The sequence below is a fragment of the Candidatus Pantoea gossypiicola genome, from assembly GCF_008632075.1.
GTDB lineage: Bacteria > Pseudomonadota > Gammaproteobacteria > Enterobacterales > Enterobacteriaceae > Pantoea > Pantoea gossypiicola.
Genome location: NZ_VWVM01000005.1, coordinates 19,286 through 33,120 on the forward strand (window position 1 = coordinate 19,286; position 13,835 = coordinate 33,120).

At 60.0% G+C, this 13,835-nt stretch carries 11 protein-coding genes and 1 pseudogene; 6 read left to right on the forward strand and 6 right to left on the reverse strand.

The annotated features are described in order from the left end of the window. Nucleotides 1–123 precede the first annotated feature (123 nt). Nucleotides 124–327: a hypothetical protein gene (locus F3I20_RS07890; RefSeq protein WP_047063002.1), complete on the forward strand. Its 204-nt coding sequence runs from the start codon at nucleotides 124–126 to the stop codon at nucleotides 325–327. A 317-nt stretch (nucleotides 328–644) separates the two neighbouring features. On the opposite strand, the gene F3I20_RS24145 is transcribed toward F3I20_RS07890, so the two are convergent. Next, complete coding sequence (locus F3I20_RS24145; RefSeq protein WP_052768067.1) at nucleotides 645–845, reverse strand: helix-turn-helix domain-containing protein; 201 nt, start codon at nucleotides 843–845, stop codon at nucleotides 645–647. A 443-nt stretch (nucleotides 846–1,288) separates the two neighbouring features. On the opposite strand from F3I20_RS24145, the gene F3I20_RS07900 reads away from it, so the two are divergent. The 5 genes and pseudogenes from F3I20_RS07900 (at nucleotide 1,289) to F3I20_RS07920 (ending at nucleotide 8,951) form a co-directional block, all read left to right on the forward strand. Further along, a complete protein-coding gene (locus tag F3I20_RS07900; RefSeq protein WP_047063004.1) occupies nucleotides 1,289–1,879 on the forward strand; it encodes a TetR family transcriptional regulator in 591 nt (196 codons plus the stop codon). A gap of 632 nt (nucleotides 1,880–2,511) precedes the next feature. Then, nucleotides 2,512–3,642, forward strand: a complete 1,131-nt coding sequence (locus tag F3I20_RS07905) for an efflux RND transporter periplasmic adaptor subunit (protein WP_047063006.1) — start codon at nucleotides 2,512–2,514, stop codon at nucleotides 3,640–3,642. Beyond that, complete coding sequence (locus tag F3I20_RS07910; protein WP_047063008.1) at nucleotides 3,639–6,722, forward strand: efflux RND transporter permease subunit; 3,084 nt, start codon at nucleotides 3,639–3,641, stop codon at nucleotides 6,720–6,722. Before F3I20_RS07905 ends, F3I20_RS07910 begins: the two co-directional genes overlap by 4 nt. Nucleotides 6,723–7,124: 402 nt before the next feature. Then, nucleotides 7,125–7,817, forward strand: a pseudogene (locus tag F3I20_RS07915) (MipA/OmpV family protein). Between the two features lie 171 nt (nucleotides 7,818–7,988). Next, nucleotides 7,989–8,951, forward strand: a complete 963-nt coding sequence (locus F3I20_RS07920; RefSeq protein ID WP_047955838.1) for an MBL fold metallo-hydrolase — start codon at nucleotides 7,989–7,991, stop codon at nucleotides 8,949–8,951. 139 nt (nucleotides 8,952–9,090) lie between these two features. On the opposite strand, the gene F3I20_RS07925 is transcribed toward F3I20_RS07920, so the two are convergent. The 5 genes from F3I20_RS07925 to F3I20_RS07945 all read right to left on the reverse strand — a co-directional run bounded on the left by F3I20_RS07925 (nucleotide 9,091) and on the right by F3I20_RS07945 (nucleotide 13,829). Next, on the reverse strand, nucleotides 9,091–10,131 hold the full coding sequence (locus F3I20_RS07925) for a hypothetical protein (RefSeq protein WP_047063013.1): 1,041 nt from the start codon (nucleotides 10,129–10,131) through the stop codon (nucleotides 9,091–9,093). A gap of 146 nt (nucleotides 10,132–10,277) precedes the next feature. Next, a complete protein-coding gene (locus tag F3I20_RS07930; protein WP_047063014.1) occupies nucleotides 10,278–10,895 on the reverse strand; it encodes a PqiC family protein in 618 nt (205 codons plus the stop codon). Then, the gene (locus tag F3I20_RS07935; RefSeq protein ID WP_047955836.1) at nucleotides 10,892–12,553 is read right to left on the reverse strand and encodes a PqiB family protein; all 1,662 of its coding nucleotides are present in this window, start codon (nucleotides 12,551–12,553) and stop codon (nucleotides 10,892–10,894) included. Before F3I20_RS07935 ends, F3I20_RS07930 begins: the two co-directional genes overlap by 4 nt. Beyond that, nucleotides 12,550–13,173: a paraquat-inducible protein A gene (locus tag F3I20_RS07940; RefSeq protein WP_047063016.1), complete on the reverse strand. Its 624-nt coding sequence runs from the start codon at nucleotides 13,171–13,173 to the stop codon at nucleotides 12,550–12,552. Before F3I20_RS07940 ends, F3I20_RS07935 begins: the two co-directional genes overlap by 4 nt. Next, nucleotides 13,170–13,829 carry a paraquat-inducible protein A gene (locus F3I20_RS07945; protein ID WP_047955835.1) on the reverse strand — a complete coding sequence of 220 codons (660 nt, stop codon included), beginning with the start codon at nucleotides 13,827–13,829 and terminating at the stop codon, nucleotides 13,170–13,172. The genes F3I20_RS07940 and F3I20_RS07945 overlap by 4 nt, the downstream gene beginning before the upstream one ends. Nucleotides 13,830–13,835: the final 6 nt, after the last annotated feature.

Below are 13,835 nucleotides of genomic sequence, written 5' to 3' on the forward strand. Positions count from 1 at the left end.
GGCTTTTTGCTTATTGATAATGATCTTGTCATGAGTCCCTCTGGTTGAGAGTTTTCTCACTTAGTCCCGTGTCCACTATTGCAGGGTAGGATTAATCGAGGGAAGTGTCCCTCGCTGGATCTGATGCTTACATTGGACGGCGCAGGCTATGGCATCGGCTTGATGACTGCGACCAAGATCCCGGTAAGCCAACGATCGGATGTCGTTATCCGTCACCTGGCAGTCGAATCGGCTTTGACTATTTACTTGCTTCGCTCCGAGAACAACCGCTTGTCTGTTTCACTAGAGTGGCTTATCGATCGTCTGCGCGATGGCTTGGGCGAATAAATTTCCTGCAAACCGGTCTCAAGAATCCGCAGCAGACTGTGTATTCCTTTTCGAGCTTCTCGCTGTTGCCACGGAGGCCGGTGAACGAGCCACGGCTGGGGCGGGAAACCACTGCCACATTCCACAGCCATGAAGTGTCATGCGCGGTCGGAGTAACGTGCGGTACCCCGATAAAACAGATCATTCTATCCATCCACGGCACTCGAAGATGCCGTTGCTCTCGATCAACTGAGCCGGAGGTTGCGTTCAGCTATGTAGCGCCTCGGTGAAGTGCCGAGTGATTTGCGGAACATAGTCACAAAGTTACCGGCACTTTCTTAACCCAGACTATCGGCGACCTGTCGAACCGACATTCCAGTACTCAACCATTTCACCGCAAGAATGACTTGGATCTGCTGGCGCCAGCGTTCGAAGCTCATACCGGTTTCCTGAATAAGCAACCGTGCGAGAGTGCGTTCACTCAGGCCGACACGAATAGCCCAAGTGCGGACGGTCCCGCGGTGTATTGGGGCTTCCATGAGATCTTCTGCAGTCGCACATCGGGCGGCATTGGCAGGCGAAGATTCCCCCTTGGTACCACCTAAATTTCACCTAAAAGTAAACTAATCAGATGTGTTTCTGCCCTCTGGATAGAACATAGAGAAACTTGCGGAGCGGATCACTAGCTCACGTAACAATGGTGTCGCAGATATCGTGCAGAACTTCGACGGAAGACTCGAAGCAGCGCTTGAGTTGATGTAGGCGATTTAGCATTCGATTATACCTGCGGCCAAGATCTTGTGAAAGAAGCCTCCCGGCACATTGATCTCTGGTGCTAGCCGCGTCTCCCGGTCGGTCTTTATAAACCTTCATTATATGGCAGCAATGAAGCGCTTCGAAGCGTCGGTTTAGAGCAAACCAGATGCCTTATGGCACTAAGTGCCTTATTGTCACTTGGTGCCAGATATGACAGAATACTCTCATGGCAAATAAAAATCCCGGCCTTCGCGAAAGGCACAAAGAGAGCACCCGGAGGGAGCTATCCAACCTCGGGCTTGAGTTGTTTCTGAAACAGGGCTTTACCCACACGACCATCGAACACATCGTCGAGCCGCTTGGTGTGGCTAGGCGTACGTTCTTTCGCTACTTCAAGACTAAAGAAGATCTGATCTTCCTGTGGCACGACGAGAAGACGCATGAGCTGGTCGATGAATTGCGGGGGCGTCCCGACCACGAGGGGCCACTGGATGCGGTCAGAGAGACGCTGGCCACGACGCTCCTGCGGTATGACGCCAATCCTGACATGGCTTTTGCACTGGTGCGCCTGCTGAAGGAAACGCCGGCTCTGCTCGCCAAGGGATGCGAAAAGCGGATGGATCGGGAGGTGTCGCTCGCTGCCGCACTCGTGGAACGAGAAAGCGAGACCGGGCTGAGCATGCTCAAAGCGCGCATCATCGTGGGCGCGGTGACGTCCGCATGGACGGCTGCCCTTGACGAGTGGTATGCGGATGGCGGCAGGCAGAACCTGCGCTCCATCGTGGCCAGGGCGTTTTCATTGGTGGGCGAACTGTGATGGCAGCTATGCACGTCTTGTCGGGCCATCAGCAACGCTATCGTCCCCGGCTCATGACGAGCGTGCTGGTCGCTGCGCCTGGCCCTGGTCCCAGCCAGACCAGATGCGCTCAATGGCCCGGGGTCAACGGCGCGGTGTCGCGAGACAAATCGCAAACCCAGACAGGTGGCACAGACACGATCAGCACCACTTCGGGGTTCTCTGGCGCCAGGTTCTTGTGAGAGCCAGACCTGTGGGGAGATGCCCCTGCGACAGAAGAAGTGGCCCGCAGTGAGCCTGATGCGCGCAACGCCAATGACGTGAGTTCCCTGACGGCTATGTTCCCCGCGTGGCTGGATGCGGATACCTCTCTCCAGACCGCCGATGCGTCTGCAGTTGCGCGCACGCGAACGAAGTCCGGTATAAGGCGGATGTAATCACCTTATTCGGGCAGGAAGGCCCGGGTTGACAGCTCAGGGGCGCGCAGGAAAGCGCCATCGCCGCTGCTTACGATCGCACCCATCCCGGGTCTCCTTGTGCGCGCCGCAGGGAACCCGCCGTTATGGGCCGCAGTACCGCAGCCCACAACGACTGAGCAAATGGACGACGCTCCGTCTGCCACCCCTGTATCGCCCGTAAGGAAAATTATCGCCATGAGTCAGGAACAAGAACACCGTAACCAGCCCACCCGGGGACACCTCCGGCGGCACCGGATCGCGTATTTCGTGGGGGGAGTGGCCCTCGTTGTGACGGCGCTGGCGATAGTCGTCGGCAGGGGCGATACGACGCTGGAGGAAGCGACTGCCGCGGCGACGCCGGCGCTGACCGTCACATGCACCATCCCCCGGGAAGTCTCGTGGCCCATAGAGATCAGGGCTTCGGGTGCGATTGCCGCATGGGAAGAAGCCAGCATCGGTGCTCAGATTGGTGGTTATCAGCTCATCGATGTTCGCGTCAATGTCGGCGATATCGTCAGGAAGGGACAGATTATCGCTCGTTTTGACCCGGATCTGTTGCTGGCGGAACGCGCGGAACTGAAAGCGAATGCCGATCAGGCTGCCGCCAACCGGCAGCGCGCGCTCGCGTTGCAAAGCAGCCGCGCGATGAGTGAACAGGACGTGCTCCAGCTGGTGACTCAATCCAGGACCGCGGATGCGCTGCTCGCTGCCAATCAGTTGCGGCTGCGTTACACCGACGTCACTGCGCCGGACGATGGTGTCATCAGCCACAGGACTGCAACGCTCGGCAGCGTCGTTACGGTGGGCCAGGAACTGTTTCGCATGATTCGCCGGGGGCGCCTGGAGTGGCGTGGCGAACTGACCGCCGAGCAACTCGCTCAGGTCGAGATCGGGCAGCAGGTAACATTAGACCTTCCCGACGGCAAGACAGCGAAGGCGACGGTTCGCCAGACCTCGCCGATTCTGGATAGCACCTCTCGCCTGGCCACTGTTTACGCCGACATCCACCCTGGAAGCACGGCACGGGCTGGTATGTACGCCAACGGCAGGCTCGGACTCGGGACAGAGCCGGCGCTGGTCGTGCCCGCCGAGAGCGTTGTCATCCGCGATGGGCGCAGCCACGTCCTGGTGCTGGCCGACACCAGTGCCACGTCCCGCGTGTCGCTGCGAAGCGTCAGCGTCGGCCGGCGTAATGGCCGTGAGGTCGAGGTCACCGAGGGGCTTGGCAAGGACGAGCGTGTTGTTGTCCGGGGAGCCGGCTTCCTCAAGGATCGCGATCTGGTCCGGGTTTCGCAGGGGCAGCCTGCTGGGGCGGGCAGACCATGAATTTCGCTACCTGGTCCATTCGCAATCCGATCCCCTCGATCCTGCTGTTCGCACTGCTGGCACTCGCAGGGCTATGGGGGTTCCAGAAGCTGCCTACGCAGGATCTTCCAGACCTTGATCTACCAATGGTCACGGTCATGCTGACGCAGCCGGGGGCGGCTCCTGCGCAGCTGGAGACGGAGGTCGCGCGCAAGGTCGAGGATTCACTTGCGACCTTGAGTGGTTTGAACCATCTGCGCACATCGATCACGGATGGTTTGGTTTCAATCCAGGTCGAATTCGTGCTGGAGAAGAACCTGTCGGACGCGCTGATCGAAACCAAGAACGCGGTTGACAGCATCCGGTCTGATCTGCCGGATGATCTTCTGCAACCGACCGTCAGTGCTTCCACGAGCGTAGGTTCGCCCGTTCTGACCTACGCCATATCGTCGTCCCGGCTTAATGAGGAGCAGCTTTCGTGGTTTGTGGATGACACCATTGCCAAGACTATTTTCTCGCTTCCCGGAGTCGGTCGGTTCGAGCGGCTTGGCGGAATCGAACGTGAGGTTCGGATTGAGCTCGATCCGTCGCGCATGTCTGCCCTCGGCATCACGGCGGCGGATGTCTCCCGTGCACTGCGCCAGGTTCAGCAGGAATCTTCCGGCGGCCGTGGTCAGCTTGGCGGCCAGGAGCAGTCGGTTCGCACGATTGCCACGGTTCGCCAGGCATCGGAGCTTGCGGACCTGCGAATCGCGTTGTCCAACGGCAAGAGCTTCAGGTTGGACCAAATCGCGACCATCGTCGATGGTCAGGCCGACCCCACGCAGGCGGCCCTGCTCGATGGCGAGCATGTGGTCGGCTTCAGCGTGTACCGCGCCAGGGGCTTTGACGAGGTACGGCTGGCCGAGGGCGTTCGCGAGGCCCTGGCCGGCCTTCAACAGGCCGACCCGGCGCTCAGCCTGACTGAGATTTCGGGGTCGGTCGGCCAGACGCTTGAGCAGTATGAGGGCTCCATGGCGATGCTGTACGAGGGGGCCATCCTCGCGATGATCGTCGTCTGGCTGTTCCTGCGCGACTGGCGGGCGACGCTGATAGCCTCGACCGCTCTGCCGCTGTCCATCCTTCCGGCATTCGCGGCCATGGCCTGGCTGGGCTTCACGCTCAACACCGTGACGCTGCTGGCGCTGGCGGTGATCGTCGGCATCCTGGTCGATGACGCCATCGTGGAGATCGAGAACATCGAGCGCCACCGGCACAGGGGCAAGTCGGTCCGGGAAGCCGCAGAGGACGCCGTGACCGAAATTGCCCTGGCGGTGATGGCGACCACAATGAGCCTGGTGGTCGTCTTCCTACCGACGGCCATGATGAGTGGTATCGGCGGCCTGGTGTTCAAACAGTTTGGCTGGACCGCCGTGATCGCCGTGCTCGCTTCGCTGCTGGTGGCGCGCCTGCTCACACCCATGATGGCGGCCTACCTGCTCAAGCCCGAGCCGATCCCCGAGAAGGAAGATGGCCGGGTCATGCGCTGGTACATGGCAACGGCGCGCTGGTGCCTGAAGCATCGCAAGACGACCCTGAGCGGAGCGGTCATCTTTCTCGCGGCTTCGCTCGCCCTGGTGCCTTTCATCGAGACGGGCTTTATCCCCGCCTCTGATAGCGGCAGCACGACCCTGAGCATCGAATTGCCGCCAGCCAGCTCGCTGGAGGACACGTTGGCGGTCGCCGGGTCGGCCCGCAAAGCCATCGGCGATGTTGACGGCATCGCCCATGTTTTCGCCACGGTGGGCAAGGCGCAAAGTGCCGGCCCCGGTGGGGCGCAGGCGGGCGAAGTTCGGCGCGCGTCGCTCACGCTCACGCTGGGGCCGCGTAATGATCGCCCTTCGCAGCAGGTCATCGAGAAAGCCGTGCGGGAACGCTTGCTCGATGTTCCCGGGGCGCGCTTTGCCATCGGCGGCGGCGGGCCGGGCGAAAAGCTTACGATCATCCTCGCCAGCGACAATGCCGAGGCACTTAAGGCGAGCGCGGATGCGGTGGAAGCCGAACTGCGCGACGTCAAGGGCCTTACTGGCATTGCCTCGACGGCCAGCCTGGAGCGCCCGGAGATCATCATCCGTCCCGACCCGGAGCGCGCCGCCGAGCGCGGCGTGACGACCGAGGCGATCGGGGACGTAGTGCGGGTGGCAACCAGAGGCGATTTCGACGCTCAGGTGGCGCGCCTGAACCTCGACAACCGCCAGGTCTATATCCGCGCGCGCATTCCCGATGCCGCGCGGCAGGACATCGACACGCTCGGCAACATGCGCGTGCCGGGGCGCGACGGGTCGGTGCCGCTGGCAAGTGTCGCCAGCCTGACTGTGCAAAGTGGCCCCGCGCAGATCGACCGCCATGACCGTCTTCGCAACGTCACCATTTCGGCCGATTTGGGAGGTACCGCGCTCGGGACGGCGCAGGCGGCTGTGGCCAACCTGACTTCGATCAAGTCCCTTCCGTCCAGTGTGAAGGTGATTGAGGCCGGCGACGCGGAGATCGTTGCCGAACTCGGCGGGGGCTTTGCCATGGCGCTCGTGGTCGGTGTTTTGTGCATCTACTGCGTTCTGGTGCTGCTGTTCAGGGATTTCCTTCAGCCCATCACCATCCTCTCTGCCATTCCTCTGTCCATAGGTGGCGCGTTCCTCGCGCTTCTGGTCACGCGCAGCCAGTTGAGTGTGCCTTCGATGATCGGTCTGGTGATGCTTATGGGTATCGTCACCAAGAACTCCATCCTGCTCGTCGAGTACGCGGTTATCGGTATACGCGAGCGCGGATTGCCTGTTCACGAGGCGCTGCTGGATGCGTGCCACAAGCGTGCCCGTCCCATCGTGATGACCACCATCGCGATGATCGCCGGCATGTTGCCTATCGCGCTGGGGTTAGGTGCGGATTCTAGCTTCCGCCGGCCGATGGCCATGGCGGTTATCGGCGGCCTTATCACATCGACTGCCTTGAGCCTGCTGGTCGTGCCAGCCGTGTTCCTGTATGTGGACAGGATCGAGAAATGGCTGGCATCGCTTGGTTTTTTTCGACACACCGTACGCGCTACCGCTGACGAGGTTGAGCGATGACGCAACTAACCTCGTCACGACTCAACAGTCCTGCAATTCACTCGTCACATCGAAACTTGATGCGCAGCGCCTGCACTGACCCGTGCGGGACGACCCAGTGTCGTCCGGACGGTATGGAAATCAGGCAGACGGTGCAGTGCGGCCGTCTGCTGGTGATGGTCCGCGAACTCATCGAGATGGCCCGATGGCGTGGTCCGCGAGCTGCCATTCCCCAGTACAGGGGAGGCATTTTCACGTTTTCCTTAAAAGGGATCAATCATGTCATCTCGTCCTCAATGCGCAGTCCGCCTGCGCCGGCAGCCGTCTTACGCTGCGCTACCGATCCTGGTCGCTGGCATTTTTTCAACACCCGTTGCATGGGCTCAGACCGACGATACGAATAAGTCGGCGAGAGGTCAGGCGATGCCCGAAGCCGGACGCAGTGAACCGACGTGGGGGATTGGCGTTGCCGGTGGCATACAGTACCGCGTCTACCGCGACTTCGACGACCGCGTTCGAGGCTTGCCAATGATTACCTATGAGAACAAATGGATTCAGGTGGCCGGGCCTGTCCTGGACGTCAAGCTTCCGTCGGTCGGGCCGGTGTCATTCAGGCTGCGTGGTCGGTACATCGGGGAAGGCTTCGATTCGGGCGATTCCCCATATTTCGCGGGCATGCGCGATCGAGACTCCAGTTTCTGGCTCGGCGCCGCCGCCATCTGGCGTACCGGCATTGCCAATTTCTCTGCTGAAGTGCTCACGGATGCCATGAGCAACAGCGGGGGGATGCGGACGACGCTGCAGATCGACAGGCGATTTACCGCAGGCACAATCGGGCTGGCCCCGCGGCTGGCGGCCGAGTGGGTGGATGGCGAGTACGTGGACTATTAATACGGCGTAAGGTCAGACGAGGCACGGAGCTGGCGCCCGGCCTACGGCGGTAGTTCCGCGCTCAATACCGAAATCGGGCTTCGCGTGGACTGGCAGCCCGTGTCCAGTCACACCATGTTCCTCGACATGGGCGCCAAGCACATGGGCAGCTCGATCCGCAACAGCCCGCTGGTGGAAAAGAGCACGCAGTATGGCCTTGGTCTCGGCTACCTCTATCGGTTCTGAGAAGCGATTGATGGCATCGCCCGTTGTTGGCGTTTGCCGGGTATCGCATTCGACTCGAAATGAGGGGGATGCAACGTATTGGGAAGGTCTTCTGGAACACCGATTGGTGTGTTCATCGAGCGACTCATGCCATAGGCGTTCATCCTCATCGTCAATGTGGAAGGGGTGGCTATGGCAATTTTCGGCAAATCCAGACGTTTCAGGAATCTTGACGGGAGCGAAGCTCCCGGCACCGTGGTGCCGGCATTTCGGATGCTGGTCGTCGATAGTCTTGCAGGCCGGGGCCGTGGTGTACCGAGAAAGGCTTCGGTGCCGTGTGTGGTGCCCGATCTCGTCGCGATCGCCACTCCACCGGGCACGGGTGAAGGCGCGCGCCTGACCTGGATCGGGCATGCGAGCTGGCTGGTGCAGATCGAAGGGAAGTCGTTCCTCGTCGATCCGGTCTTCGGTGAGCTTGCCCTGGGGCCAGGGGGGCGGAATGTTCCGGCTGGCCTGCGCCCCGAGGATCTGCCATCCATCGACGCGGTGCTGATCAGTCACAACCACTACGACCATCTCGACCTTCCATCCGTGAAGAGCGTCGATGCCCCGGTGATCGCCGGCCTGGGCATGGCGTCGTTCCTCGCAAAAAAAGGGATTTCCGCAAGCGAGTTGGACTGGTGGCAGTCCATCGACATCGGCCCCGTGAGGGTGACTTTCGTGCCCGCCCAGCACTACAGCCGTCGCGGCTTGACCGACGTAAACGAAACGCTGTGGGGCGGATTCATTCTCGAGGGAGCTTCCGCCTGCATCTACCATTCGGGCGATACGGGCTACTTTGACGGGTTCCGGGAAATCGGCCGCCGTTTCCCGGTGATCGATGCTGCACTTTTGCCCATCGGCGCCTATGAGCCGTCCTGGTTCATGCGCCGCCAGCACATGAACCCCGAGGAGGCTGCCCGGGCCTACAGGGATCTTGGTGCCGGGTGCTTCTTCGCCATGCACTGGGGGACTTTCAAGCTGACCTACGAGCCGCTAGACGAACCGCCGGTTCGCCTGGCAGCAGAGTGGGAGCGCCTTGGACTTCCCGCATCGGAAAAGCGGGTTCTTGCCGTTGGCGAAACCGCGGACGTGTGGCGTTATCCGAATGACTAATCTCATACCCGCCGGGCAGTCAGCGCATTGTCGTACAGACAGAAAATGAGTAAGGCCTTGACGATTTCCGCTGGCAGCCCGGTCCCCACGCTTTCTTGGCGGAAGCCTGGGTGGATCCTGCAAGCCCTGGCGTCCCACGCTAGTCTGGCAATGCGGTATGCACCTGACGTAAATCCACCCGGCCGATTGTCCCCCTGATGCGTCCCAGCCACAGGGTGCCCTGAATTTCGACTGCGCCGCTCGCCAGAGGAAAATCCGCGCAGTCAACCAGCGGCTGCACGCTCATTGTTTGTGGGTCAATGCGTAGCACGCGCGCATTCCCGCACGCAGCACCTTCCTTCCCGGAGAAATACTCAACGATTTCCCGTAGGGTGCCTTGCTGGCCCGCGAGCAAAAGACTACCGTCCGGCGCCCAGTGTACATTGTCGCTGTGGAAACCGGTTTGAATTACATGTTTCTTCGCGGCACCGGCTCTGAACGAAAAGCGGTTAAAGGTCTGGCGGACAGAATCTGCGTAGTAGAGCCATTCTCCGTCAGCCGACGTTTCGATTCCGTTCGGCATCAGGTCGCCTCCGGTATCGACCTTGCTCCATCCGGAACGGGAACTCCAGGCCAGCACCTCACCGATGCTGCGCCCACCCTCGATTTCCTCGAAATTCAGCGCACGACCTCCCTTCTTGGGGATGGGCAGCGTGGTCTGCGTCATCACGAATCCGTCGGGCATTGGTGCGACCCCGTTGCCGGTCACAGAACCCGGTGTAAGCACGCAACCCCGCCAGTGGATGCGGGGCAGAACGTCACGGGTATCGACAGTGAAAATCTCCACGGATTCGCGGACGCCGTGATGCACGACGAGGAGCTGGTGGACACCGTTCGCGCCACGACGAATGGTGAGTCCGTGTGGATTGAAGCGCTCTGGCGGCCGGTCGGGCTGGCCGTGAAAGGTGTGCGCGTCGAAGCGTACCTGCGCCTCCGGAGAGGGATAAAGGGCACGGATTGCATGCGTGGATGTGTTCACCAAATCCAGTCGCCCTTCGCCATCGGGTGCCAACGCTCTCACGCTCACGATCAGCCAATGCGTGCCTGGAATTCCAGTCAGGTCTTCAGAGGCTTCGATTGATCCCACCGGCGCTACCTGCGTTGCACCGTTTGTCAGGTTCTTGGGTGTATCCATTGTCATTCAACCCTCAATGTTTATGGGGAGGTGGTTCAAGAAGGCGAGGTCCACCCTCTCGCGATTGCGGATGCTGTCTATCAATCTACTATCGTCGGACTCCCGATCACATCCTCCGTCGATCACGGGCAGGACGCGCAATACTCCCGGGGTTACTCCTGTGGGTCCACGCAAGCTGCCTGACGAGAATGTGCCCAGGCTCGTGCATCTGTCGCTATCCTCCTGGCTAACGCAGCGACCAGTCGTTGTTGGGCCTGAACCATTTCCGGATAGCCTCCTGGCGCGGGCTCATCCAGATAGCCCCGGCAGACCAGCCGTGGCTTTCCCGCCTCATTCGCGAATCCCAAACTCCAGTCGGCATCAAGCTGAACCCGTTGTCCGGGCCAGGCATCAAACCGACGCAACTGGAGTTTGATTCTGAGTACAGGCCTGGCAGAGGTCTGTGGCAGCCCGGCCACATCCTGGGTGGCCAACTCATGCGTCAGTACTGACGATAAGGCACTACGAATTTCGTCATCCAGCGGGCCAGTCCAGCGCTCGTTATCAAGGACAACGGCACCAGCGGCGCCCTGTCGTACGACCAGTTGTGACTGATCGTTCTGTGACGGGATACCGACCGGCAATACATCAACCATGAAGGGGGCCGGTGGCTTCGTCGTTATTGTTTCCCCGGACGGTGCGAGAAGTGAGTAGTAATGTACTGGCGGAGACGCGCAGGCATTCAGAAAGAAGACCGGCACGAGAAGCCCAGAAAAACGGTAACTTTTCATTGATGCGATTCCTGTTGACTTACTGTGTTGTCTTTTCCTGTGGCAGGAGGCGAGGGAGATTCCGGGCGTCCGCGCAACAGTGATTCAGGATGCCGGCCAAGCATGTCTGTCAGCACCCGTAGTGAGCGAGATACCCGCTGAACTTCCTGTAGCGTCTGGCCCAGGTTTTGCTGTAATGGCGCATCTTCGGCCAGCACACCTTGTGCCGCACCAAAGGCCTGCCGGGCCTGCAGCAGGGTCTGCGTGGTTTGCGGTAACGTCTGGCTGTTGACTTGCTTAAGGGTCTTGTCAAGTTCTGCTAATGTGCTGTCGAGGTTTCGCCCGATTGAGTCGAGGGGCATCTTCTCTATCTTGCCGACGATGCTGGCCACCTGCCCCTGCAACTGATCGAAACTGCCGTTGATTGTGGGAACGCTTAGTGGGCGTGCCGATATGTCTATGGTTCTTTTCGGTGCATCCGGAACAAATTCCAGCGAAACATAGAGCTGTCCGGTCAGCAGATTTCCTGATCTCGCCTGCGCGCGCAGGCCATGTTCGACCAGTTCTCTCAGAAATTGAGCGGCTTGTTGCTCTGTATTTGTACCAGGCAATTTATCCAACAGACGCCCAAGACGTTGTGGATACACCACGATGCCAACGGTTGTGGGGAATCGGAGCGTACTTGGATCGTAGTCGAGGTTTATTGATACCACCCTGCCCAGATCCATCCCCGAGAATTGAACCGGAGCACCTACAGATAAACCGCGTAGTGCCTGGTCGAAGCGTAGCTGGACGAACTGCTCCGGCCCGTCGGGTTCAGCCATGGCGCTGGCTTGATCCGGTGCAAGACTGAACTGGGTATTTTCAGGTGCCTTTTGCGTGTGATCTTTGCCGCGTGCAGAGGCGGCGAAAGCAATTCCTCCCGCCACAATTGTGGCCACGGATTGCGTTTTGAGCTTGAGTCCGTCAGCACCCAGCGAAACATCCATCCCACTGGCATTCCAGAATCGGGTATCGGTAGTGACAAAGCTGTCGTAGGGTTTGTCGATGAAGACCTGCAGGCTGACGTGATTACCATCATCATCAAGCTTGTAGGAGGCTACCCGGCCCACCTGGATACGCCGGAAGTAGACCGGCGAGCCAACATCCAGCGACCCCAGATCTTCGGTATGCAGGACAAATGACTTTCCGGGCATACCACCAATAACCGTTGGCGGCGTTTCAAGGCCAGTAAAGACTTTGCTGGATGCATGTTCCGATCCAGCATCCGCCGCAATATAGGCGCCGGAGAGAAGTGTGTCGATGCCTGATATACCGCCGGTGCCAATACGCGGGCGCACGACCCAGAACCGCGTGTCGCTGCGGGTCAGACTTTCCGCGCTCCTGGCCAACGAGACCGTGGCGGCAACGTGCGAGCCGTCGTCGCTGAGTGTGATTGCCGTTACTGTGCCCACGGTCACGTCCTTGTACTTGACCGGTGTTTTGCCTGCCTCCAGTCCTGCCGCTGTACGGAAAGCTATAGTGATTTCAGGACCAGCTGACAGCCAGGTATGCGCCAGCATTGACAGCCCGACCAGTGCAGCGATGGCTGGTACCAGCCATACCAGGGAAATACGCCAGCGACGGCGGGCCACTGCAGGATTGCCGGGCTGGTGGATATGTTCGGGTTCGTTATTCATTCCGGTTTATCATCCCATATCAGACGGGGGTCGAAGGTCATAGCTGAGAGCATGGTAAGGATCACCACCACGCCAAAGAAGAAGATGCCAACTCGTGGCTCGATATCACTCAGGCCCTGGAACTTGACCAGCGCGGCAACTACAGCCACCACCAGTACGTCGAGCATTGACCAGTAGCCGATCACCTCAACGAGCCGGTAGAGTCTGGCTCGCTCGCGTCTCGCCCAGTTACTGCGTCGTTGTGAAGTTATCAGCAGCAGTGTGAGGACAAGAAACTTGGTGCAGGGAACTGCCACGCTGGCAATGAAAATCACCAGAGCGATGCCATAAGACCCGGATTTCCAGAACTCGATAGCGCCGTTCATGATGGTGCTACCGCTGCCACTGCCGAGTAGGCTGGTATACATAACCGGCAGCACGTTGGCCGGAATGTAGAAAATCAAGCCAGCGATCAACAAGGCCCAGGCCCGCACAATGCTGTCGGGGCGCCGACGATGCAGTGATGCGCCGCAGCGAGGGCAGTGTACGTGCTTCGTTTCGTCGAGCTTGTCCTGGCAAACGAGTCTACAGATATGGCAGCCGATGACACCCAGGTGGCACGCGCGGGGAGGCAGATTCATGTGCGGCCCGCCTGCCGTTGCTGGTTGTATTCGGTCAGCTCCCACAGCCAGTGGATATCGCGGCTCGCGATCAGCGTAATCAGCAGCACTAACACGGCCGTGGCCCAGATCCCCGGTCCGGGTGCTACCTGGAGGAAACTTGACAGTTTGATGACCGCCACCAGAATGCCGAGCAGACCGACCTCAATCATGCTCCAGGGGCGCAACGCGACCAGCATCCGCATCGCCTGCGCGAAGCCTGGCGCACGCCGACCAGTGCGGGCAAAAGCCAGCACCCAGGCCAGCAGAGTGATCTGTAGAAGTGGTGCCACGATGATTGATATTGCAGTTGGTACTGCAATGGGAGCGCCAGGTCCGTAGGCGAGCGCCGCCGTCGACTGCCAGAGCGTGGTCTCGTTGTGCAACCCCTGCATACTGATGCGAACGACCGGGCAGACGTTGGCGATCACGAACACGATTGCTGCGGCGACGGTCAGCGCCAGCCAACGATCGACATCCAGACGGTTGGCGCGATAGAGGATGGCAGTACATTGCTCGCAGCGTGCAACCTCGCCCGGGGCCAGCGCGATGCGCCGGTACACCCTGTCGCAGTGCTCGCAGACAACGAGGTCTGGAAACACGATGAGTTTAGCGGAGAGACTCAGTTTCTTTGCCATGGTTTT